This is a genomic window from Sphingobacterium sp. HMA12 (assembly GCF_002933815.1).
Taxonomy (GTDB): domain Bacteria; phylum Bacteroidota; class Bacteroidia; order Sphingobacteriales; family Sphingobacteriaceae; genus Sphingobacterium.
Map to the genome: position 1 here is coordinate 618,291 of NZ_BEYR01000001.1, position 24,579 is coordinate 642,869.

Below are 24,579 nucleotides of genomic sequence, written 5' to 3' on the forward strand. Positions count from 1 at the left end.
AGGCTATCTTTCGCTTAATAGTTTAATATGCTCCATTACTCTAAAATGGACATTCCTCGTAATACTTTCTGCCCAAAGATCATAGTACCAAGTCGGGAACACATGGAGGTTATACCAACTGTTTCCAATAAGAGTGGTGGTACCATTTCCATTATCCTTCAATATAAATTGACCTCTTTTAATATCTATGTGTCCCATAATTTCAGGGTCTTTGGGTTGATCAACGACATCAAAAATTAGGTTTTTATTGACATCAAATTTTACAATTTTCTCATCGAAGATATACCCATTGCTAAAAATGCATTTTCTGTTTGCACCCAATTTATGCTCGCTTACGGTTGTCGCCATGGGGCTCGGCATCCCAATTCTAAAGAGCCAATAGTTTTCCTTCTGGGATATCGGATCAAAGGCGACCACGTGTTGCCATACCTCTGCTGGGCTCGCATGAATCAAGATTTCATCAGAAACCATATTTTCATGATAATGGTCGCTCAGGGAGTCAACAATAAAAATCCCCAGTAATAAGCTCACAATGCTTATATTCAATTTTTGATTTCTCTTTTTAAACATTGCTCTTCCAATAAAGGCTCCGGAGATGATAAAGCCAAAAATAAGGGGCGAAACAATTAGAAGACAAATAAAGCCCTCACCTAAGAAGAAAAAACTCATTAAAATGGCGATAAGACCATTCAGGATAGAATATCCAGTTATTTGTTTTCCCCTTATTTCTATGTCTTTCCAAAACCAAGCCGTGATAATACCCATTAACATTGGAATAATTACAAATTCTGAAAAAACAAGTATACCTATATCCTTAGGCGCCAATGAGGACTGGATACCAATGATTAGGAACGCGAAAATGTTGGCTATCAAAATTCCTTGAAGTATTTTGGAATTTAGTACTTTAAATAACGTTTTTTGCAAACTCATCGTATTTGATCGTTTATTGTGGTATACTATAGATGTAATTCCCTACTAAGAATTTCAATATTTTTTAACTGATTCATCTATCAGTTTCATAAGATGATCGACAGTTTTAGCTACTTCTTCTTTCTGCACGACTAATGTTTTCTTTTCTAGACTCGGAGGAAGAGAAATCTTGCCATTAAATTCAGGAACGAACAAATTGATGTTTTCCTGATCCATTTTATTGAGATTAATAAAAGTCCATTTTTTTGTTTCGTCCTCTTTTAAAGCTAATAAGTAAGCTGAGGTGATCGCCATTTTGCCTTTTTCAGGCATGGACATTACCAATACTTGAGGAATAAAGCAATACGCTATGCCATCAATTTTTGAGACATCCATATCATCATAATTGATTATGGAATCAACTTTAATCCCGTATTTTATAAGAGAAGAATAGAGTTCCTTGGTCAGTTTTGTTGCCTGATCTATCCCGCCCATGCTTTCAATTATGCGGGGCGAAGTTTGACCTAGAATACCTTCGATATCTCCGGAAATAGATGCTTTTGTCATGATAGACAGTGCTTCCCTGAGTTGTGGATCATTTTGGGCAAAGCTTGTATGATGAAAAATTGTTAATAGCGTAATTAACAAAAATGCTCCTTTTCGCTGGATGTTTTTAAACTGGTTGAACCAATTGTTGCTTTGCATAATGGAACGAGGTTAATTTCTATTGAATGTACAGGTTTTTATTTACAAATCAAATTTAGATAGGTGTCTCCGTCTTCCAAATATAATAGTGTGCTAGGTGAATAGTTGTACTGGCTTGATAGTCCTTTTTTGATCGCTGTAATATGTTACGGTTTTGCAATATTTAAGTGCATGTTGTGTTATCAGCCCCCTGTGTGGATAACAAAACTAGCTACTGTTCGGTATTTCCCACCTACCACTTATATACCGCCTGTTTTTCTCAGATAGCCGCGACCACAGCCATACTTTTGCTATACACATAAAAACAAGAGAATATGCAAATCAATCTTAATTAAAGGCACGATGGCGGCCCTGAACACATTATTTACCGCTGAAATTACCGCATTACAGAGCGGCACTTATGATGGTGTAGAACTGTTAGGCTATTACTAAAAAGGGGATACCTCAGCACCGATTATTTATTATCTCGCCTCGATAACCCTATCATGGTGATATGCCTTCGATTAAACTCCATTTTTGTGAGAGGAAAATTGTCCCTTTAAGAAATCCAGAGATTAAAGAATCGTCGTATGATCACCCATTTACCATTCACTTTTTCAAGCAGAAATGCATTACCGTTTCCACATAAAGAGCCGCATATATAATCAACCGGTATGTACGCACTTTTTCGGTTATATCCCATAATAGGGAGATGAAAGTAATAAATGCTTTTATTACGGTTCATCCTATATTTATCGGCGTCATCTACAGCATATGCGGCTTCAATAGCCGCTGGAATTGGGATGATTGTCTTCCTTTCGTTCATCTGATCAAGCATATCCAGCGAGTCCTTGAGCTGGTTGCCTAGCATTTTCATCAGCCTCTGTGGATCGACGTTGTAGAAAACATAATTCTTGTCCTGCAATGAGGAGATAGAATCCCTCATAAACTTATTATGAATGAACGCCCTTTGTTCTCCATCACGTTGCAGTCTGATACCAGCCGAATCGTCAGACAAAATTGTTTTTAGAATGGAAACATAGTCTTCCTGCAGTGACTTATCTTCATAGATTTTGGGCTTATCTTGTTGTATAGGTGTCATCTTGCCTTTATGCATCGTACATCCCTGGAGAACGAGAAGAAAGAAGATAATATATAGCTTATTCATTATGCGATTAGTTGTTTGTCTTTCGGTTGCTAGATCTGTGCCAAAAATTAGTACTGCATGTTTGTTCTAATGTTATTTTCTCATTTCTCTTTTTGTAGCATTAGGATAATATCGCTTTCCGTCTTTTGCGCCATCCCAGATCTCAGTAATGCTATAGATTTTCAGAGGAGCTTCTTTTTCTAAACGTATTAATGTTTTGCAAACTTTTCTAAAAGTCCTATTCCATCGTCTTTTATCTTGTTTTTCCGATTCCGCAATGGTAATTCCGAATATCTTAGTTTTGCGTATCGATCTTGACATAATTTTACTGTTTAATACAAATATAATATCAAAGGCTTACATTTTAATTATTTCCATCGACAATTCAATCTTGCCTACAAGATCAACTAATACCCCGTTCAACTCTGGACTTTTCGGTATCTCCCACATACCGATTAAGTCCAAAAAAATGCTTTTCAATTCTGCGAATTTTTGTATGTTAGTTGATCGAAAAAGGATTTGCTACATTTGTTAGATCCTAAACTTTTTTATTCTTTATTTTTAAGCATGCTGAAAATATGGAACTGTCTTATTGTATTAATATTCCTCTTTTCTTGTGATGGAAGGAATTATATTGATCCTAAAAATATTCAGATTTTGGCTGAGCATAAGATGAATTTCCCAAAGGAGTCTACAGATCATTTCCCTCAGCAATTGGGAAGTGAGGTGGATATCATTTATAATGAAGGCATCGAAAATAATAATCTCAATCTATACCTAGTTGAACACAACGTAAGTGAAAAATATATCAATAAATTACTTAATAGGTTGAAAGATACTAAGTATTATAGAGGGGGTGATAAAAATCTTTTAATCATCAATAGAAACGAAAAGATCATAGAAGGCTTTAGTGAATTTCCGAAGATTGACAGCGCTAATTTACAAGGCGATGCTCCTGTTCCAAATTTTATCCGTTATAAAAATGGGATAACCGCCGATCCTAATTATGAATTTTATATTATCCATACTGACAATAAGGAAAGACAGTTTAAAAATGAAATTCTTAGCGAAAATGCATCAATGCCATTTAATTGGAAGCATGGTATTACTTATGGTGTTGCTGTCAATAAATTGGAGAAGAATATAATTTATTGGGTTGCAGTTTGGTAATGCTTATGTTCGGCACCCTGAAGATCAAATGACTCAAAACTAGTTATGTTTTTTGACAGATTCATCTATAAGCTTCATTAGATGATCGACAGTATTAGCTACTTCTTCTTTCTGCACGACCAATGTTTTTTTTCTAGACCCGTGCATGTTGTGTTATCAGCCCTGTTTGGATACCAAAGCCGAGGACTTTTCGGTATTTTTCATATACTGCCTACATACACCTTGTTTTTCTCAGATAGCCACCCCCACCACCTTACTTTTGCTATACACATAAAAACAAAAGAATATGGCAAATCAATTTTTAGTTAAGGAAACAATGGCAGCTATGCGAGCTTATCAGCTGCTGAAATCACAGCTTTACAGACTGAAACTTATGATAGTGTAGAACTGTTAGGTTATTACGAGAAAGGAGATACCCCGGCACCGATTATTTATTACTTGGCTCCAACAATTCTAGATTCTGGGCAAGATGACGGGAGAAGTATAATCGACTTAGGTACGGTCAAATTAGTTCATGAATTTAACCATGTAATCGATTCTAGTTATTTTGGCGTTGCGGAGACATTGGCGGATAATTCTACCTTATTGGAAAAGAGCATAGTAATATTTTTTAGTATTTGTAATTCCTGCTATTGCTTTTGGGAATTATTACTGTTTCGCTATTATTTAAACCGAAATAATAGATAAGCAAAATGCTAGTGATAAGCATCTATATGAACAACTTATTTTGGTAAATTCATGAGCAGCTCCTCCGCAGGGACTTCTTTTATTTTTCCATCAACTTTTATAACCAAACTTTCACCCTTTGCTGCACTTTCTTCTGCCAATTTTCGCAAAGCTTTCTGTACTCCTAAACGAATTCGTTCAGCAAGATTGATATTTTCAATATTTACATTATTGTTCATTGTTATACTTCGATTTTATTGCTGACCAAATTTCGCTATTTGAAACGAGTTCTCCAAATCTATCACCCTGAGCAATTATTTCGGGTATTAAATCCATGTTGTCAAAGACCAACCATCGATCACATATGGGGATATAGATGTTAAACAAGTTTTCTAAACCACGATGATATCGTCTCTCTATCACATCAGAAGGGATATTATGCCCTCCGTTCTCAACTCTTTTCTTTACACGCTGTATAGCCAATGAGGGAGAGTCGAGCCAAAAATAAAGTAAGGTGACTGAATATCCTATTTTTTGCGCATCAAATACTAAGTTTTTATAGCTGCGGGTAGAAAGGGTTGTTTCAAAAGCGAAATCAGCTCCAGTTTTCATTAATTCCGCAATACGATCTAACATAATACGTCCCGCTGACACAGCCACACTTTGCGGATTAAACGGAGAAATACCTGCTGCTATATTGTCCGCATTTACAAATTCCCTGCAATCTAATATCTCAGGTAGTACAGTATAACTCGCAGTTGTTTTTCCTGCTCCATTGCACCCAGAGATAATATAAATATTTGGCATACTCGTTTTTTTATCAAAATAATGAAAATTGCCTGCTTTTTCAATTTCTTTTTATAAGTTGATAATTATATTGCGGCGATATACCTAGTTTTCTTGGGATTTATGCGTAATTACTCTTCTCAATACAGTTATAGTCCATTAAAGAAATATTGGATTTTTTATATTTGAAGGGGTATTGTCACTACCTTATAAAGTATTTCAATTCCTTAATGACATATAACCTAGTAGGCTGTAAGAATCGATAAAATAGTAATTGGCGAAGTAGATATATCAACTATGCAGTATACAGCCCCATTTTCTTGTTCGACTATTTTTGTTTAAAAATAGAATAGCCAAATTACCTCCTTTTGCCGATTAAAGGGGGGCTTTTTTGTTTTATAAGTTTTCTTCGTAGCTCTGGGAATCATGAATGGAGCACACTTTTCGGTATCTCCCCGATACCGCTTACATACAGCTAGTTTTCCCCAGATAGCCACGGCCACCACCATACTTTTGCTATACACATAAAAACAAAAGAATATGGCAAATCAATTTTTAATTAAGGAAACGGTGGATGCAATCCGCAATTTATCAGCAACTGAAATCGCAGGATTGCAAGGAACTAATGCAACTTACCTAGGTGTAGAGTTATTAGGCTATTATGAAAAGGGCGACACCCCAGCACCCATTAGATACTATTTAAGTAACACAGTAGAAGGTGATGACGGAGGTAGCATATTTGAAGTCAATGGGATTAAGTTGGAACATGAGTTTAAGGATACAGTCGATGTTAGATATTTTGGATTATTTGATTACTTGTTAGATGTAACTTCTTTAGCCACAAACATAACAAGGGATCTTGCTAGGAAAGGTCTAGGAGTCGCTTTTTTACAAGGCGACTATAGAATAGATGCTACTCAGAACTCAAATAGGGGCTTTCTTATACAAGAAAACACAAAAGTTATAACAGGGCAAAACACTAGATTTGTTTGTATACCTAATTCAAATGGAACATATAATATTATTACACTGAGGGGAGTCTCTAAATTCTATAGCAATAATCTTAATATTGTAGGTGAAAGGGGACAACATACAGGTACAACAGGAGAATCGGGGATGGGCTTAACTATGCGAGGATGTAGTAATGTAACCATTAATAACCTTGCAGTTATTGATTGTTGGGGGGATGGCTTGTATTTAGGAACGGATGGTGGTAGAGAAAATCATAATATTGATATAGGTAATATAAATATTGATAACTGTCGAAGAAATGGTGTCTCATTTGTAAATGTTAGAGATATGTTTGTTGAAAGTATGACCGTCACTAATACTAATGGTACAAATCCTCAACGAGCATTAGACTTTGAACCAAATTATGATACAGAGTATATACAGAATATTAATATTAAGAATTTAAGAACTTCTAACAATGTCAATGGTGGTGTAAACATCCAAACACTTTCTATGTCTAGCAATTCACCCTATGTATCTGTAAATATTGAAAATTATAGATCTGAAAATGAGCCCGCATTGGTAGGATCAGGCATGCGACAGACTAGGGTCAGAGGTCAGGTGAGCATCGGCAATCTTATATCCAGTAATGCACCAGAGTATGCTATTCTGTATAGGTATTTTTTTAATCAACCGGATGTTTATATCAAAAATGCGTTTATAGAAAACAGTAATACTTCAGGAGGCGCGCAGTTTTATAACTCATCGGTTGCTATATATGTAGATACACCGGACGAAGGGGATATTGAAACTAAATATCAAACTTCTATCAATATAGATAATTTAGTTGTTTCAAAATCTAACCAAAATACGGCATATTCTATTTTCGTTCAGAATAGAATAAATAATTCTATTCCTATTAATAATGTCAATATAAAATCTCATAGCTTAGACCGGCCAGTCAATTTTACTTCTTATGGAAAATTGCAGATAGATAAAGTCAAACATATATCAACTGCAGAGACTATTGTACCCGTCAATAAATATGATATATATTCCGAATTTAATAATAGTAATTCTGAAGGCGATAATTTTATAGATTTACAAAAGGGATATTTGGGACAAGTCGTGAAAATCGTTAATGCGAGTGGCAGGACTTTAAAAGTTGGGGCCACGACAGCGTCGTCCACAATTGATGGTATTTTTGATGTCTCAACACCTGTTCCTTACAAATATCTCAAGAGTGAGTTTGCTGGAGACTTTCTAGTGCTTGAAAACATTGGGTTTGGAAATAGTTTTGCCCAGTGGAAGATCATACAACAATATGGTCAATGGAATAATGCTGATCTTAAATTAGAAGCTAGAACATTGATCGGTAAGGAAGTCTATGGTAGCAATAGCACAGGGTCAGCAGATATTTCTGAAATTGAATTAGACGGTTTAAATCGGAGCTGCTTTTTTAGGGCAGCAGGTGTAAACGCATTGGGATTAAATGTTCAACACACTGTAAATAATGGGTATGCTTTTCAAATCCGGCAAAAAGATTACACCTCGTCAAATATTATGGTCAGGATAAAAAATAATAATGTATGGACAGATTGGGTTGAATATTTACCTATGAAACAAGCGTTATCTTCACTGAATTCCGCAGCGAGCCCAAGCGCAATTTACCAGCAGTCAGAAGCTCAGTCTGTACTTGAAGAATTAAGAGATCTTAAAGCAAAATTACGTGCAGCAGGTATTATGGCGAATTAACCATTAACATTCAATAATAGTTAGAGCGATATTCCAATTTCGGAATGTCGCTTTTTTGTTGGCAAAAAAAAGAATCAAAGAAAAGTCTGTTCTCTACTTTTCGGTATCTCCCGTATACCGCTTACATACGCCTTGTTTTCCTCCGAACGCCTCCTCCGCAACCATACTTTTGCTATACACATAAAAACAAAAGAATATGGCAAATCAATTTTTAATTAAAGAGACAATGTTGGCGATGCGAGGCTTAATGCCAGCTGAAATTACTGCTTTAGAGAACGGAACTTATGACGGAGTACAATTACTGGGCTATTATCATAAAGGCGATACCCCAGCGCCGATTATTTACTACTATATTGATCCATTAACAGATCCTGATCCTGGGCCGGATGACGAGGGAAGTGTTATTGCCGTGAATGGAGGTATATATATAACAAACTAATTTAACATTTTTAATTTGTCTGAAAAACAGGTAAGTCTACCTGAAAAAGGTTGAATCGAAGCTCGGACAATTGATTCCCGAAGAAAGGAGAAGGAATGGGGAATTCAAATCCATGGAAGATTTTATTAGAAGGATTCCAATCGGTATTGAAACTTTGCAGATTTTGATTTTTATCGGAGCATTTCGGTTTACTGGTGTACCGAAGAATGAATTGTTTTTAAAAGCAAGAGTACTTCTTGGGGATTTTAAACCCGAACGTAGATTTGAAACGTTGTTTGAAGAACCTTTGAAGGAATTTAAATTTCCAGAATTGAAAAGGAACACCTTTGAAGATGCATTTGATGAGATTGACATTCTATCTTTTCCGGTGTCTTGCACACCCTTTGATCTGTTGCAGACAAAGTACAGAGGAACTGTGATGGCGAAAGATCTTGTTCATTATCATAAAAGAGAGGTGAAAATGCTTACATATCTGATTTCGCGAAAGCATGTACCTACAAAGAGGGGGACTATGTATTTCGGCACATGAGTAGACGTCAATGGCGATTATTTTGACACCGCCCATTTTCCTGATTGCCTTGAAAAGTTTCCTTTTCAAGGAGGTGGCTGCTATCTACTTTTGGGGATAGTGGAGGTTGATTTTCATTTTCCAACAATCACGATTACCAAAATGGCAAAAATGCCTTTTATTCCTGATCCAAGATATGCACATGATGAGGATAAAAAATACGAAGCACAGCAACGTATGAAAGAAGATGTGAGTACGACTTTCCGAGCACCTTATCCTCAGGAACATGAAATTGGATTACCTCGTCAAAAATTAATGGATTAACCAAATATCTAGTAAACAGAAAGCTATCCTAATCTGGGATAGCTTTCTGTTTTTTTGCTCGTGATACGATTAAAATTATAACATCAGATATATTGATCTTTTTTCAATGTAAGAGTTTTGAATAAGAACAATATTCCCAAAATACTACATAAATTTTTGTAGCCATAAGCTGAACAATATCAGTATGTTCAGCGCAAAAAGGCAGGAAACCGTTATATAAATTGAACGTTTGTTAAATTTTTTCAAAAACAAAATGGACAAAACCGGTACTACCAAGGTTATAAAATAGATTATTGCAACTATTTGATTAATAACCCCAAATGTACCAGCCGAAATACCCCAATTTTCAGATATGGCGTTCAATCTCTCTGGGGAAGTAGGGTAAAAACCTTCGCCGCTTACCATCTTAACCATTGCAACACCACCGATGAAGGGCATAAAAAGCCAGAACATTAGCTGTATCAAGCACGCCATAAATGACAGGGCATATAAAACTTTTAGTACTTTCATGTTTAAAAATAGTTATTAATCCTTACAATCTGTGCTTAAAGCGCTCAACGGTTTCTTTCCGTCAATGACATCCTTAACTGTATTCCAGTCCGGGCGATGGATTTCTTGTTTTCCGGGAGCTGCTTTCCCCCCGTTTTTATTTATAAAATCTGAAACCATTTTTTGATACGAGTTCCACAATGCATCAGCTTGACCAAAAGGCCCTGCACCGGGCTTTCCAAAAAAGTCTGCAACAGATTGCAAATTGTTTCCGTCAATATTCGTTAGCCTATCAACCCCCCGCGTAAAGAAAGTATATGAACCATTTGAGTTCTTCACGAAACCAAAATCTCTATTTCCTGAGACTGGGTGTTTCTAGTACATCGGTTCATAAATTGTTGTAAAAGTCCAGCCAGTACTATTGTATTTACTAACAATAACCGATCCGTTATCCGGTCCTGCGATATCTATTCTTACAATCGAATTTAGCGGATTACCTGAATTCCATAAGTTAGTATCATTTACACCTGAGTACTGATAAGGAAAAAACTCTGAATAACTTGTATTAATAAACTGGTTTATATTTTTCCGGAAATGCTCCAGGAATTGTTCTGGAGTTGCTGTTTTTCCGTTGAGCATAGGCAGTTTATCCACATTGATTGGAAAGTAGTCCATATTCACCACAGGGCTAAAAGCACTGTTTATATTTTGGACATTGATAAGGTAAGAATTATCGCTGCCAGGTTTTATTGTATTTTCAACACTTTTTATCCGGTCTAGCGTAGAGTTATTGACAATAAACTTGGCAGTGGCAATCCACTTTTTTATTATCTCACAAGGGATAGTTGGAATTAACGCAAAAGGTTTGTCTTTAAGTTGCTGCTTAATTGCTGCAATGGAAGGTTTAGTAATATTATCGGCAGGTGTACCGCCGCCGCCGCCGCCACTAGTCGGTGGAAGATCATCTGAACATGCAGCGTGGGGCAATTTTGGCTTTGGATAATGCCATACAGTATTTAGTTCCCCTTCAACATAACCTTCAACAGTTCCTTGGTCGTCTTCTTCTGGCTGACACCTTGGATCTCCGGGAAGTCCACCTGCTTTCAGCTTAGATTTTGACTGATCTTTATACCAGGTATTGTCACTATTGAAGTTGACAAAATATGATTTTCCTCCATAATACTTTAGTAAGCGATATACTCCTTTACAATAGGCAGGTCAGCTTCTGCCCAGTCATAGTCAAGCAATTGATCTATGGCTACCCATATTGCCTGGGCATGCTCCAGCGCTTTTACTTCGCCAGATTGCAGGCTGCATACAAAAGGGTAGAGCTGCAGCGAAAAGTCAGCATAGTGATGCTCTACCATAGTGAGCGCTTTGCGTATGGTGATATCAATGTTGATCTCCTCTCTGATCTCTCTGCGTAGGCAGTCTTCTTTCGATTCTCCGATTTCGATCTTTCCCCCCGGAAATTCCCATTTCAACGGAAGTTTCATTGAAGCTGACCGCTGGCAGATCAGTATCTTATTGGCGTGTTCTATAATCGCACAGGTTACTTGCAGCATAGAGGTTCAAAAGTAGTGAATTTTCATTGATGATATAGGTATGGCAAACTTCCGTTTGAAAGCAACCTACAAATAATCAGCTGGTCCTCGCCAACATTTGAATTCTGTAAACTATCCTTATGAATGCATTATTAGATTAGGAAAAAAGTACTTGTTCACGATCGGCCCCTATTTATTTCTTTCCAAAATTAACTTTATTGAACTTAGGTAAGCCTCGTTTTTCGAGAAATCATTGTGGCTTTCATCTTGCAATGTGATAAATTTATCAGTAGCCTTTAATAGTTTTGAGAGCTTAACAGAAGAACCGTAATAGACCGCTGTGTCCCTGTTGCCATGAAAAATAATCACAGGACATTTTACTTTCTTTAGGAAAGAGGCATTATCAAAACTATAGGGAATATTGGTGGTGTCCAGTTCAGGAGCGACATCATTTGTCCAGTCTTTCAGATTATAATAGGGTGCTTGCAGGATCAGAAGATTCGGATTGTTCTTTGCGGCTATGTACGATGCGAGGGAGGTGCCCATGGATTGACCTAAAACGATGATCTGATTTTCCGAATAAGTTTCCCTAAGTTTATCATAAACAATTTGAATGTCCTGATAAAGTGAATCCTCGTTAGTTACCTTACCTTGGCTCTTGCCATAACCACGATAGTCGAGCATAAATACATCGTATTCATTGGCGGTATATATTGGCGCAATTTTACCCCAAGTATCCAATGCGTTGTTACTTCCATGTAAATAGATTATAACACCTTTAGACTTCTTAGCTTTAAAGAGTAGACTATGTAAAACTGTATTATCATTTACATTGATAAACTTCTCTTCAAAGGGGACGCCAAATTGATAAACTGCGCTATCAGCTTTTTTGCCTGGGAATAGCTGGTCGGTTAACACACGTGTCCAATCTTCGGTTGATAAGGATGTTTTGTTTTGTGCATTACTGAAACAGGGAAGCAGAATCAAACTAATGAAAAGATATATGCACCCGAAGGATAGTTTTTTAATACCTACTTTTTTTTCCATGTAATGTGTTTTATTAGCCTTCACTTCGTAATCACCCTCTTATGGCATAAAGTGAATGGAGTTATATGTGTTAATTATCTTAAATGAGCGCGCCTTATTAATCGTTTCAAAACCTATTTATTAAAAGTTTGAGGGAACTGCAAAATAGGAGCGTCCACATTGGTTGGCATAATGTTTTTAACCGATATATTGTTGGCTCATTATAAATTTATTTAAATAAATCATTGATACAATTTTTAATCCCTTTTGACTCCAACCTATAGCTTGGTAAGCGGACTATGTTTTACATTCTTGATTTTTTTTGCTCCTAAGTGTAATTTAATTATTCAATTGTCCATTTTACAAATGCCGACATGACTTCTTTCCAATGAGGCTTGTTGTGGTCAACGTTGCCATTGTTTATCTCAAAGAAATTATGCTCCATATTTAGGTATCTATGATAAGTAAGATTTTTCTTTTGTTCTTGAATAAAATATAGAGGAACTAGGTCGCAAAGATCGCTAGCAACATCGCCAGTTGCATAGGCTAGATATATAGGCTTATTAAAATCCAACAATTCTTTCAATTGTGGCTTGGAAAAAGAATACCAAGAGATTAGATTGGGATTTGTATCTCTGAAACTTATGTCATTTGCGTCTCGAAAATAATGATATTCATTTTCTATTTTCTTATCAGCGATCTCCCATGAAATAATTCCCAATTCAGCATCTTTTCTATATTTCCTGATATTTTGATCAATTCTTCCGAATGGATTAGCACTGAATAATCCCAATTTGGTAACTTTTTTATATTTGGAAGCAACGCCAACAGCCACCTTACTCCCTTGTGAATGCCCTGCTACCACTAACTTAGAATTATCGACCCATTTTTGTTTGGAAAGAAACTTAAGAACAGTAATTGCTCGGTCCACATAGTTATCTAAAAAGTCCTCTTTTTGAAATTCAATACTAGGAACATTTTGATTATCGGAGTTTCCGTAATAGAAATATGATTTATTAACTCTAGTCTCGTCTACTATTAACGGTGTTTTAGGCATTGTTATCACTACTAAATGATAATATTTTTTTATTTCTTGATAATCGAAATTTGAGATACCTCCTCCGATCATCCATAAACCATCTTTTTTGAAATTAATATATAAAGGGACTGGGAGAGAGCCTTGGCACCACAGAAAAATTGGCTTTTTGCTATTTATATTATTATCAACGACAATAAAGTTGATAGAATCCTTTTTCCCCTTAATATTAAAACTTGTAGATTCCTTATTGATGATATGATTATTTTGAGCTAGCCCAAAATTTAGCATCAACATTAACATCAACAGTGTGAAACACAAATTTATCTTCATTTTTTTTGAGTTTTATATTTTTTGCTTCGAATTCAAATTTATCTATGTTTAAAATGCCATCAGCTCAGGATTCGGAATTTTTTCATTTTTCAATCTGTCCACATATTCTATTATTTCTCTGTAATCTATAGCTTATAAAGCTAAATCATCTTTAAATAGTCTAATCAAAGTATTTTGAACATGTGAAATGAATTTTATCATATCTTTACAGAATACAGATTCATTATCAAATCCGTTTTTACTATTATATCTATTGACGAGATATCCCCCTGAACAAACTGATTCTAATGGACATTTTGAACAAATATAAGGTAAAGAAAAGTGATTGTTTATATAAAGATTACCTAATGGATTATCTTTAATTTCAGCTAGTTCATTAAATAAAATATTTAGATTTGTAATAGTTATTCCATTTTTACAAGAGCGCAGTCCATCATTAGTTTGAATATCTCCATTAGATTCGACCACTATGGTGTCTCGATAATTTTTTCCGAAGGGATCGAAACCAACTCCCATACCATACAGATCACTAATAATAAGATAGGAGCATCAGCATTCAATAAGCTCAATCTCATCTTTATTGCATTTATTTAATTAAATTTTTCGAAATTTGCGTTTGCATTGTAGAAGTCTATTTTACTCTAATAAACACTAGATAAATACTATAACAAAAAGAAAGTGTTTATCGAACCTATTTACTCATTAACTCTTCCTGCCACATACTTATAGTAGATATTTGGATATAAAAAATACTTGCCTGAAATGGGCTTGCCATTGAAAACGTACAATTTCTTAAAATCTTCTGATGATATTGAAGATTTCCATACATCTATCTTTTCATAATCAATATGAATCGGAATAAGAACCTGTTTGACGTCTTTTTGCTTTGCTTTAATGTCTTGATATATGCTATTGAAATCAAGCTTTTCTTTCATCTTTTCCATCAGATGAACAAACTGAGGAAACGCACTGTCCGAGAGGCTGATAGATTGCACATCTCCATTTCCGGTAAAATTAATTTTCATTAATGTTATCGTTGATGGCCATTCATCCTGTAGTCCGGAAGGATATCTTAAATTTTCGCCGAAATTTGAGTAAAATTTTTCAAATGAGGGAAATTCAATATTCTTTTGCCCAAAAGAAACAGAGGAAGAGAAAATTGCTAGTAGCGTGATTAAGGTTTTCATTTTCATTTAACAACTTTTTATTTACATTTTGACCCTTTGTAGCCAGTTTCATAATCAGCCAGAATTCGCGAGCGATCATTTAAATTCGGCAATTTATTTTTGTATCTCTCTTCAAGGGCTGCCCAAGTCTGATTATTGATACTATTTTGAAATGCCGTGTATAAACCACCCATTGCCAATGAATATGCGTCTTGCACAGGTGTATTATAATTATCAACTAAATATAATGCTATAACGTCTAAATATTGGGATAACATAAGATCATGTTGATTTGTGTTATAAGAATAACCCTGATAATTAAGGTACGCGTGTACAGATTCATGAGCAATAACCATAGCGATATATTCCCTTGATGCGCCCGGTAAATTCTTTACATTCAAAAGAACGGTAACGTCCATATCAGTTATTTTGCCATCAGCATCGTATAAGATCCTGGTTGCTTGCGCATTACCCATAACATCATCTGCCAACTTAGTACTTTCCATGAACTTAATATTAAAGTGTCCACTCCAGCCGAAAATAGATTGCAAGGTTTCATTAGCTTTAAAAGTAATATCACTATTAACAATAGCATCAACCATTCCGCTCAAACAGGGATTATCTACCAAGTTGTAAATATAGGAGGTTCCACCAGTTGATCCTGATCCGTCACCTGGCGTGTCTCCTCCAGATCCATCATTGGGTGTCCCAGTATCACCGGGTGTCTCAGTATCACCGGGTGTACCTGGGTTGGGATTAGTGCCTCCATCACCAGGTGTTCCTGGATTATTAGGATTGGGTACTTCAACTTCCGGCAGATCGTTGTCGACAGGGCAGCCTACAGGATCGACCCATGTCTCTGCCGCTGGTCTAGTGAAACAGGCAGCAGCCAGTTTGGATTCAGCTAGCGTACCCGGGGCAATGTATGCCCAAGGAGAGATGCAAAGCCTTTTGACAGAGCTTCGGGATCTAAAAACAAAGTTAAGAAATGCAGGCGTTTTATCGACGTAGTTGCGACTGATTAAGCCCCTAATACAAAAGCAGTATTCAACTAGAGTACTGCTTTTTCTGCTTAATATCTTCAAGCGGAGAACATATAGACTTTTCGGTATCTACCACGTACCGCTTACATACACCTTATTTTCTTCGCATAGCCTCCTTAACAACCATACTTTTGCTATAAAAAGTGATGACTTGATCAACATTTTCTCGGAAATGAACAATAGCTATTTCAAATTACGTGCTTTTTTTATGTAAAGACAAACTACATATAGTTTGCGGCTAGGTAAAACCATCTCATTAACCAAATTGCTTCCCTCTGCCGGTTAGAGGGAAGCTCTTTTTGTTTTAGGGCTTTTATGTACGTAGATAGCCGCTATTATTCAATTGATGTAGCGTAAGCGATATATTCGTTTACAATAGGCAGGTCAGCTTCTGCCCAGTCGTAGTCAAGCAATTGATCTATCGCTACCCATATCGCCTGAGCATGCTCCAGCGCTTTTACTTCGCCAGATTGTAGGCTGCAGACAAAAGGGTAGATTATTAGAATGATGAAGGTAGAACATCCAATTTTTATGTGTTGATAGCTTTTATTGTAAAGCTATTGATTTAATCTTGTGCATTTTTCCGTTATATAAGACATTTATGGTCCTTTTTGTTTCGCTATATAACTTTATCATAGTGACATGTCCGTCTTTCCATTGCAAGTCGATAGTTACGTTTCCTTTCGCTTTAATCCCATGGACATACCCCTTATGTGACCAATCCTTTGGCAGCGATGGCAATAGTTCGATATAGTTTTCATGGTTTTGAACTAACATTTCTGCGATAGCCGCAGTGCCTCCAAAATTTCCATCAATCTGAAAGGGTGGCCCTGCTGTCAGTAAATTCAAGTATGAGCCACCACCAGCACCATAATTAATCTGGTTATCTGTTCTAGGGGTAAGGAGCTGCCTGAATAATTTATATGCTCTTTCGCTATCTTTAAGTTTTGCCCAAAATATCATTTTATAAGCAATCGCCCAGCTTGGGCCATCATCTCCACGAACCTCTAGACTTTTCTTTGCCGCATTGGCAAATTCAGGTGTACCGTTTATAGTAATCTGGTCGGCAGGGTAGACCCCGTAGAGATGTGAAATATGGCGGTGCTGAGGATCAGTTTCTTTATAATCCTCTAGCCATTCCATAATGCGGCCATCCCCCGCGATTTGAGCAACGGGTGGGAGCTGTGGCAGTTTAGCTCGTAGTGTGTCACAAAAATTGTCCCGTAATCCTAAAAGATCATTTGCTTTAATCAGATTTCTGAACAACTCATTGGTAATCTGGTTATCTATCGTAGGCCCCATGCAGACATTGGCGTGTGTTCCATTGGGCAGAAAAAAAGCATTTTCAGGTGATACGGACGGTCCTGTGACCAACCATTTTTTTGTAGGATGCAACATCAGTGCCGCATTATAGAACTGAGCTGCACCTCGCAAAATAGGGTAAATTTTCTTTAAGTAATCGAGGTCTTGCGTATAGGCAAAGTGATTCCATAGGTTATTGCAAAGCCATCCAGACCCTGCATTGGCTATACCCCATGAGGCCGCTTCACCAGGTTCGGTATACCCCCAAATGTTGGTGATAACGTGTGCGACCCACCCTGGCGCATTATAGTAAGCTTTGGCCGTTTTCGCACCGTTTTCGATTAGGCCTGAAACCAAATCAGCCAATGGGAGATCCAGCTCACTTAAATTTGCTGCTCCCAAATGCCAGTGGTTCATCTGTACATTGACGTCCAAGTGATAATCACCGTTCCAAGGGGTTCGTATTTGGTTGGCCCAGAGACCCTGAAGATTTGGGGGAAGCAGACCTACACGAGTGCTGCTTATACTGAGATATCGACCATATTGAAAGAATAAGGAACTTAGCTCAGGATCCGCTCCGGGTTCTTTTTGATAGTTTTTTAACCGCTCATCGGTGGGGATCTCTCCTTGGTTAAAGGTGCCAAATGATAACGATAGACGATCAAATAATGTGGCATATTTTTTTCTGTGCTCAATAAACTCACCATTCCAGGACGTTGACAGCGCCGTTCGCAAGTGCTTTTCGCTATTCGCCAAATACTCATTTCCTTTATAATCCGTATCAGTAACGACTTGGAGTATGACCTCATCTGCTGATGTAATGATAATCTTGTCTTTTTCGTAAGCTATGGTACCGCCCTTGACTTTCGTTGATACTCTTGTGATAAATTTCATTCCTTTGCCATTGATACCATTGTCTAGTTGTCCGAGCATGACCAATTGGTTTCCATTGACTTCATAAGTTGCCTTTTCGGCGCGGTTTAAGCTGATTTCGATCGAAATGCTTTTTGGCTTATCTGCCCTCAAACGAATAAATCCGGCATCGGTATTAAAACTAGTGAAATACTCTCGACTGTATTTTATCCCGTCTAAGACGAATGAGGTCGAGGCCTTCGCGGCTTGGATATCGAGCTCCCGCCTATAATTGTTCGGTTTCGCATTTTTATCGAGGTCGTATTTAATATTTAATGCCCCCATCGTTTGGAAGCAGCCCCATTGTGGTCCTCCAGAGCCCGGTCCAGTACAGATAAAATACTTATTGATCAGATCCTGTGCAATTTCATTTTTGCCCGCAAGTAAAAGCGAACGGATTTCCGGGAGATATTCGTTTGCACGGTAGTTATTCGCATCTTGTGGCGAACCCGACCAAAGTGTGATATCATTTAGTGTAATATCCTCCTGCAAAAGTCCACCATTTGGCATCATGCCCATTTTACCGTTTCCCAGTGGTACATATTCTTCCCATTGGGTAGCAGGGTGATCATACCAAAGTACCAGGTTAGGATTACTGTTTTGGCATACCGCTGCCAAAGGCAGCGATAGTATCGCCAAAAGGATAATACCGATATTTATTTTATGGCTCATTGTAAAAACTGTTTAGACTAACTTTGTTTTCGGGCATTCCCTTTTCCGATAAAGGAATAACATATACACCTGCTATAGTTACATTGCTATCATCAATAGAGGATGTCGTGATAAAGAGTTCATTCATCTCCGGCCCGCCAAAAGTACAGGAAGTAGGATTGAGGCAAGGTAAAGGTATTTCATCGATGACTTTGGCTTTTATTAAATCAAAAACAATGATTTTAGCTCCAGCCCAATTAGCAATATAAAGTTTATCGTTCGTAGATATACACATACCGTCTAAAGTAGTTCCATCAGTAAGCTTAAAAATCTCTTCGATCATTGTAAATTGATCCTGCTCGTAAACGAACTTTCGGATGGAGTTTATTTTGGAATCTATAAAGTAAATGTAAGGCTTACGAAAAACAATCCCATTTGAAATAGTGACTCCTTTTAATAGGGGGCTGACTTTTACGCCATCGATCTTATACAGGGTGGCATCCGGAAGCAATGGTGCATCAGGCCCATTGTTGAGATTGTTCATGCTCCCCAATAACCAGTTCCCATTCCAATCTACCCGTCCGTCATTAAATCTAAAATTCGCTTGAGACTCAGGTTGGCATACGAAATAGATTTGCCCGGTTTCCACAATGTAGGTATGGATTCCGCTTTCCAGCGCAATAAGAATCTGAGCCGTATCCTCTGTTAGCGCAACGCAGCTGATATAATCATTAAATACGACCGAATGGGTCTGCCTGGTCGCATAATTCCATCTATACAGCGTTTTTTTTAAAATATCCACAAAGTATAAGGTTTGGATTCGTTCATCCCAGATTGGCCCTTCCCCAAGAGTGAGGGAACGCGGATGGACGGTCTGTAATTTCATTGTCTTTTCCACTTTTTGTTCGATTTTAGTTCAGTTTTAATTGATGGCTTTTAAAGTCAGGACAACACTTTTTCTGTTATTGTTTAGCACTGGGTTTAGACCTATTTTCATCAGGAAGTCACCTGATAGGATAAGGTCTGAAGCAATCCAGCTGTTTGCGTCATGGAGATTGATTTCCTGTATTTTGTATTGTTTTTGTGGATCCAGCCCATACCAGCGCACAGGTGTAGGCGTCTTGGAGACCTGCCCATATTGCACAAGATAGTTGAACATTATGGCCTCCGATTTGTCCTTGTTTACATACGCTATGCTGGCATGATTGTCTTTACGGGGATCTGAAAGCCGATATAGATCGCCATGCCAAATGATATGTTTATATTGATCATAGGTTTTTACAGCTTGTTGCGCAAATTTAAGCTCCTCACTCGTTAATTCTTCCAGGTTTAGATCAAAACCCATTTTCCCCATCATAGCGACATCTATTTTGAATTTTAATTCTTGCTTTCCAAAGGTTGTGACATGATTTACGCTAGCAATAGCCGGGAAAAACAACGAATTTTCATATTGCATAAATATCCGGTCAAAGGGGTCGGTATTATCACTCGGCCAATATTCAGTAAAATATTGCAGCGAGCCATAGTCAATTCGGCCACCCCCGCCCGAGCATAACATCATTGGGACAGTAGGATACTTTTGACGAAAGCGATCCAATACTTGATAGAGCCCTTTAGTATAGTCAACATAAAAATTATTTTGATCTTTCTGGTAGAAGGAGTGTGCATTGTAGATTACGGCATTACAGTCCCATTTTACATAGGCAAGGCCAGGATTTTTTTGAAAAAGCTCATCCAGTATATGGAAGACAAAATCTTGAACTTCAGGATTGGAAAGGTCCAAAACGAGCTGATTTCGAAAGTAATATTCCTCTCTCTTTGGTTGTTTTACGACCCAGTTTGGTTTTTTTTCATACAACTCACTTTTGGGACTTACCATTTCGGGTTCAACCCAAATCCCGAATTTGACATCTTTATCGCTGGCTTCCTTCACAATGGAAATTAAGCCGTTAGGTAGTTTCGACTTATTTTCGCTCCAATCTCCGAGAGCTGAAGTATCCGCGTTCCGTGGGTATTTGTTACCAAACCAACCATCGTCCAATAAAAAAAGATCAACGCCAAGTTTTTTAGTGTTATCCAACAAATGAGATATCTTTTGCTCGTCAAAATTAAAGTAGGTACTTTCCCAATTGTTCAACACTGTATATCTTTCTCCATAACCATCAATTAGCCTTCTTTTTCTGGCCCAATCATGGAGATTTCGGCTTCCGTCTCCAAGTCCATTTGTAGATACTGTAAAGCTGAATTTTGGGGTAAAAAAATCTACACCCGGTGCCAGGGAATAATGGGCTGCGTAATTATTTATGCCCGCTACAACCCTTAAGTTGTCTTGCGGATCTTTTTCAAAGTCCACGCGAAAGTTGCCACTCCAGTCGAGCCCGCCTATGAGCACAGTACCTTCATGTTCATTGATAGAACCGTCGAGTCCCAGCGCAAAATACGATGAACGGAACAGATTTGTCCTTGTACCAAGCTTGCTGTCAAGAGTCTTAATGCCATGTGTTAGCTTTTCATCTTCACGCTGCATTTCTGCAATCCAGTCACCATGGAAACTTCTTAAATAAAAGTCTTCTCCTTTGAGACTTAGATTTGCCGATGCGTATTTGATGAGTTTTACATTTTTTTTCTCATTGTGTTTTATGACTGCCCATTGCTCAATGACATTTTCCTCGTAGTTTGTCAGGTAATGTAATTCCACATGGAAAGCGTATAGTTCATCTTTAAGCTGAATGATTAGTTCCTTTCTATTGTTGTCCAGCGTTCTTAACTGTTGGTCCACGAATTTCAAATCCAAGGATTGATTTCCGTCTGCATGTTCGACACTTATGGCAGGCTCCAGGAGGTTTCTGGTGCCAGAAGCAGTATAGGCAGACTGGTACATATTGGTGTAATCATGGCCCTGTTTGTACTGATTGGCCAGTTGCCTGTACTCGATATGGTCTTGCAATTTTTTTCCTAAGTAAACCATGTTTACATCCTTGTTTTCTTCAATTGTCAATACTAACGACAGGTTTTTTGTTTCCAACACAATGTTTTTCATTGTCTTTAACATAAGTTGTGTTTGTTGTCCTACAGCAATGCTTGCAAATAGTGCCACAAATAATAACAGCGAGTATTTTTTCATTTCATATGGATTAAAAGTTTTCGAAACTGTATTTTATATGATGTTTGTACTGATCCCCCGGAAGTAATAAGGCCGATGGATATATATTTACGTTTGGTGAATTGGGAAAGTAATGTGGCTCACAACATAAACCTTGGAAGGGTTTAAATTTCCCCGAAAGATGGTTCCCAAAATATATTTGGATACCCGGGTAATCAGAAGAAATTGTCAGTCTACGACCAGTGTCAACATCGAGTATCGTAGCGACACGTTGAACCTGATCGCTTGGTTCAATGCAGTAGTTGATATTGCCTATTTTTTCCTTTAAAGTATATACAGATTTAAATGTTGTCAGATCGAAGATCGTATTTTTGACCTTTTTTCGATAAGGCGGTACAGGAAGGTGCAGGTCACTTAGGGGGGTATAATATTCTGCGTTCACTTGTAACTGGAGGTCGTCTATGGACTCCCTATTGTCTGAAAGGTTAAAGTAACTATGGTTTGTAATATTGACAATTGTGGCAGCATCGGCTTTGGCATGATAAATTATAGTCAATATATTATCTTCGGAAACTTCGTAGCGAACTTTTACGATTAGGTTCCCGGGATAGCCCTCATCTCCAGCAGGACTTAAGATTTGCATTTCCAGACTATTTTCAGTACGGCTCGTTAGCTCCCAATATTTTTTATCAAAACCGATAAACCCACCATGGAGATGATTTTTTCCGGCTTCGTTACGAGACAGTTGTATGCCCGAATTGAGTAAGTTAAACTTACCATTTTCGATTCGGTTTGCATATCGCCCAACAGTACAACCGAGATAATGCTCGTCCTTTTTATAATCTGCTATTGCTTTATATTTTAATACGGTGTCGATGAGTTTTCCATGTTTGTCAGGTACCCGAATTGAAACAATCCTGCAGCCCCAGTCCAGTATCTCCACACGCATATTACGTTTGTTTTTTATTAAAAAACTCTTCATATGTAACTATTCTTTTTGTCTAGCTCCGATTTGATAATTTGATTTTTTTAAGATCGCTTGTTTACTTAACGCAGCAATTTGATATTGGTCACTATCGCACAAATTTAATCAGAAGAGAAGAAGCTAATGATAGAGTTAATTTTCATTTAAATGGATTATATTATTATTTGCCACAATCTGCAGCCGATCGCTGGAGCAGATTTATGACGACAATAAAAAAATCCATTAATACGCTTATTTAGTGCATCTCACAAAATGCAGTAATGGACTATCTTAGCAGCATTGAAAAACCAATATTATGATAGAGACGAAGTATAGAAAAGTTTTTATGTTCAGTTTAGTAGCCTCTTTGGGTGGTCTTCTTTTCGGATTTGATATCGCCATCTTTTCGGGTACCATTCCATTTATAACCCCCCTTTTTGAGCTTTCGCCGGGTGAATTGGGATGGGTGGCTAGCTGTCTGTATGTCGGTTGCGCTATTGGCTCTATTGGGTTTGGTAAAATTACCGAGCTTATGGGTAGAAAAAGCTCACTTGTCCTGGTGTCAATTATATTTATCATTTCATCCATACTGATGGGCTTGGCAAATACAGCCGGAGAATTGATACTGTGGCGTATTGTTGCAGGATTTAGTGTCGGTGGGGCGTCTATATTATCACCCCTTTATATAGCCGAAATAAGTCCACAAGCAATCAGAGGCAAGATGGTCACTTTAAATCAATTGGCCATCGTGATCGGTATACTACTCGCTTATAATTCCAACTATTTTTTATCACATCTTGAGCTTAACTGGCGTCTGATGTTTATGAGCGGCTGTCTACCGGCCGGACTTTTTATCATTGGTGCATTTTTCCTTCCCGAAAGCCCGAAATGGCTAATCTATAAAGATAAGGTGGAGCGTGGCAGGAAAGAACTCGAAAAGATTGTCGGGGCCAATCAGGTGGATGAGGAGGTTAAGGCCATTCAGTCACTGAAAGTCCCAAAACAAAAAAGAGATATCAAAAAATCTGTTTTATTGATCTTTTCAAAAAAAACATATCTCTTTTTACTACTGATAGCTATTGTCGTCGCTGTCTTCCAGCAGATCTCCGGAGCAAACGCCGTATTATTTTACGCTCCAATTATTTTTGACAAAGTGGGGATGGATGTGAATAATCAGCTCCTTATTCAGATTCTGATTGGATCGGTCAACCTTGTTTTTACACTTTTGGCTATTCGGCTGGTCGATCGGGTAGGACGGAAAAAGCTGATGGTAACAGGGGCTGGTTTAATGGCTATTTTACTTGTTCTTATTGGTTTGTCTTTTCAAGGAACCTATATTCCACAGTCCTTGGCCAGTGTTTTCGTTTTGTTATTTATAGGAACTTATGCGGCTACCTTGGCACCGGTGACCTGGGTGATTATATCGGAAATCTTTCCGATGGAAATACGCGAACAGGGAATGGCCATTGCTTCCGCATTTCTATGGGCTGCTTGTTTTGGAATTACCTATGTTTTTCCGGTAATGATAGACATGTTCAGTGCCTTCCAGTCATTCTTGACCTTTGCTGGGCTATGCGCCTTTTATTTTGCTTTCTTGATCGCAGTAGTTCCTGAAACAAAACATAACAAAGTATAGCGATTCGTGCTCTAAACAATCTAAACTATAATAAT

24 protein-coding genes are annotated in these 24,579 nt (G+C 37.6%); 6 read left to right on the top strand and 18 right to left on the bottom strand.

Going from position 1 to position 24,579, the window contains the following annotated elements; all coding sequences use genetic code 11:
- Window positions 1-3: 3 nt before the first annotated feature.
- The 4 genes from HMAT_RS02575 to HMAT_RS02590 form a co-directional block, all read right to left on the bottom strand.
- Window positions 4-930 (bottom strand): hypothetical protein, encoded by a 927-nt coding sequence (locus HMAT_RS02575; protein ID WP_104381239.1) that lies wholly within the window; start codon window positions 928-930, stop codon window positions 4-6.
- A 54-nt stretch (window positions 931-984) separates the two neighbouring features.
- On the bottom strand, window positions 985-1,614 hold the full coding sequence (locus HMAT_RS02580) for a hypothetical protein (RefSeq protein WP_104381240.1): 630 nt from the start codon (window positions 1,612-1,614) through the stop codon (window positions 985-987).
- A gap of 538 nt (window positions 1,615-2,152) precedes the next feature.
- Complete coding sequence (locus HMAT_RS02585) at window positions 2,153-2,761, bottom strand: hypothetical protein (RefSeq protein WP_104381241.1); 609 nt, start codon at window positions 2,759-2,761, stop codon at window positions 2,153-2,155.
- Window positions 2,762-2,833: 72 nt separating this feature from the next.
- The gene (locus tag HMAT_RS02590) at window positions 2,834-3,061 is read right to left on the bottom strand and encodes a hypothetical protein (RefSeq protein WP_104381242.1); all 228 of its coding nucleotides are present in this window, start codon (window positions 3,059-3,061) and stop codon (window positions 2,834-2,836) included.
- A 336-nt stretch (window positions 3,062-3,397) separates the two neighbouring features.
- Here HMAT_RS02590 and HMAT_RS02595 point away from each other — a divergent pair, with 336 nt between their 5' ends.
- The gene (locus HMAT_RS02595) at window positions 3,398-3,910 is read left to right on the top strand and encodes a hypothetical protein (protein WP_158655566.1); all 513 of its coding nucleotides are present in this window, start codon (window positions 3,398-3,400) and stop codon (window positions 3,908-3,910) included.
- A gap of 722 nt (window positions 3,911-4,632) precedes the next feature.
- On the opposite strand, the gene HMAT_RS02600 is transcribed toward HMAT_RS02595, so the two are convergent.
- Both HMAT_RS02600 and HMAT_RS02605 read right to left on the bottom strand, forming a co-directional pair.
- A complete protein-coding gene (locus HMAT_RS02600; protein WP_104381244.1) occupies window positions 4,633-4,815 on the bottom strand; it encodes a hypothetical protein in 183 nt (60 codons plus the stop codon).
- On the bottom strand, window positions 4,805-5,383 hold the full coding sequence (locus HMAT_RS02605) for a zeta toxin family protein (RefSeq protein ID WP_104381245.1): 579 nt from the start codon (window positions 5,381-5,383) through the stop codon (window positions 4,805-4,807). Before HMAT_RS02605 ends, HMAT_RS02600 begins: the two co-directional genes overlap by 11 nt.
- 519 nt (window positions 5,384-5,902) lie before the next feature.
- Between HMAT_RS02605 and HMAT_RS02610 the strand changes: the two genes are divergently transcribed.
- From HMAT_RS02610 to HMAT_RS27175, 4 genes are all read left to right on the top strand, one after another.
- Entirely contained in the window at window positions 5,903-8,068 is a 2,166-nt protein-coding gene (locus HMAT_RS02610; protein WP_104381246.1) for a hypothetical protein, read from the top strand.
- Window positions 8,069-8,264: 196 nt separating this feature from the next.
- On the top strand, window positions 8,265-8,507 hold the full coding sequence (locus HMAT_RS02615; protein WP_104381247.1) for a hypothetical protein: 243 nt from the start codon (window positions 8,265-8,267) through the stop codon (window positions 8,505-8,507).
- Window positions 8,508-8,547: 40 nt separating this feature from the next.
- Entirely contained in the window at window positions 8,548-9,036 is a 489-nt protein-coding gene (locus tag HMAT_RS27170; protein ID WP_262508756.1) for a hypothetical protein, read from the top strand.
- 90 nt (window positions 9,037-9,126) lie between these two features.
- The gene (locus HMAT_RS27175; protein WP_199768528.1) at window positions 9,127-9,339 is read left to right on the top strand and encodes a hypothetical protein; all 213 of its coding nucleotides are present in this window, start codon (window positions 9,127-9,129) and stop codon (window positions 9,337-9,339) included.
- A gap of 144 nt (window positions 9,340-9,483) precedes the next feature.
- Here the strand turns inward: HMAT_RS27175 and HMAT_RS02625 are convergent, their stop codons facing one another.
- The 12 genes from HMAT_RS02625 to HMAT_RS02685 all read right to left on the bottom strand — a co-directional run bounded on the left by HMAT_RS02625 (window position 9,484) and on the right by HMAT_RS02685 (window position 22,926).
- Window positions 9,484-9,849: a hypothetical protein gene (locus HMAT_RS02625; protein WP_158655567.1), complete on the bottom strand. Its 366-nt coding sequence runs from the start codon at window positions 9,847-9,849 to the stop codon at window positions 9,484-9,486.
- Between the two features lie 15 nt (window positions 9,850-9,864).
- Window positions 9,865-10,167, bottom strand: coding sequence for a hypothetical protein (locus HMAT_RS02630; RefSeq protein WP_104381249.1), 303 nt, complete (start codon window positions 10,165-10,167; stop codon window positions 9,865-9,867).
- A gap of 36 nt (window positions 10,168-10,203) precedes the next feature.
- A complete protein-coding gene (locus tag HMAT_RS02635) occupies window positions 10,204-10,815 on the bottom strand; it encodes a hypothetical protein (protein WP_104381250.1) in 612 nt (203 codons plus the stop codon).
- A 197-nt stretch (window positions 10,816-11,012) separates the two neighbouring features.
- Complete coding sequence (locus HMAT_RS02640; protein WP_104381251.1) at window positions 11,013-11,393, bottom strand: (deoxy)nucleoside triphosphate pyrophosphohydrolase; 381 nt, start codon at window positions 11,391-11,393, stop codon at window positions 11,013-11,015.
- Between the two features lie 168 nt (window positions 11,394-11,561).
- Complete coding sequence (locus HMAT_RS02645) at window positions 11,562-12,419, bottom strand: alpha/beta hydrolase (protein ID WP_104381252.1); 858 nt, start codon at window positions 12,417-12,419, stop codon at window positions 11,562-11,564.
- Between the two features lie 322 nt (window positions 12,420-12,741).
- On the bottom strand, window positions 12,742-13,767 hold the full coding sequence (locus tag HMAT_RS02650) for a hypothetical protein (protein ID WP_104381253.1): 1,026 nt from the start codon (window positions 13,765-13,767) through the stop codon (window positions 12,742-12,744).
- Window positions 13,768-14,462: 695 nt separating this feature from the next.
- A complete protein-coding gene (locus HMAT_RS02660; RefSeq protein WP_104381255.1) occupies window positions 14,463-14,960 on the bottom strand; it encodes a hypothetical protein in 498 nt (165 codons plus the stop codon).
- An 11-nt stretch (window positions 14,961-14,971) separates the two neighbouring features.
- Window positions 14,972-16,018 carry a hypothetical protein gene (locus tag HMAT_RS02665; protein WP_104381256.1) on the bottom strand — a complete coding sequence of 349 codons (1,047 nt, stop codon included), beginning with the start codon at window positions 16,016-16,018 and terminating at the stop codon, window positions 14,972-14,974.
- A 504-nt stretch (window positions 16,019-16,522) separates the two neighbouring features.
- Window positions 16,523-18,862 carry a glycoside hydrolase N-terminal domain-containing protein gene (locus tag HMAT_RS02670; RefSeq protein ID WP_104381257.1) on the bottom strand — a complete coding sequence of 780 codons (2,340 nt, stop codon included), beginning with the start codon at window positions 18,860-18,862 and terminating at the stop codon, window positions 16,523-16,525.
- Window positions 18,852-19,739 carry an SMP-30/gluconolactonase/LRE family protein gene (locus tag HMAT_RS02675; RefSeq protein WP_158655568.1) on the bottom strand — a complete coding sequence of 296 codons (888 nt, stop codon included), beginning with the start codon at window positions 19,737-19,739 and terminating at the stop codon, window positions 18,852-18,854. The genes HMAT_RS02670 and HMAT_RS02675 overlap by 11 nt, the downstream gene beginning before the upstream one ends.
- 24 nt (window positions 19,740-19,763) lie before the next feature.
- Window positions 19,764-21,965, bottom strand: a complete 2,202-nt coding sequence (locus HMAT_RS02680; RefSeq protein WP_104381259.1) for an alpha-galactosidase — start codon at window positions 21,963-21,965, stop codon at window positions 19,764-19,766.
- Between the two features lie 10 nt (window positions 21,966-21,975).
- Window positions 21,976-22,926 (bottom strand): aldose epimerase family protein, encoded by a 951-nt coding sequence (locus tag HMAT_RS02685; RefSeq protein ID WP_104381260.1) that lies wholly within the window; start codon window positions 22,924-22,926, stop codon window positions 21,976-21,978.
- A 298-nt stretch (window positions 22,927-23,224) separates the two neighbouring features.
- On the opposite strand from HMAT_RS02685, the gene HMAT_RS02690 reads away from it, so the two are divergent.
- Entirely contained in the window at window positions 23,225-24,544 is a 1,320-nt protein-coding gene (locus tag HMAT_RS02690; protein WP_104381261.1) for a sugar porter family MFS transporter, read from the top strand.
- The last annotated feature ends 35 nt before the right edge of the window (window positions 24,545-24,579 follow it).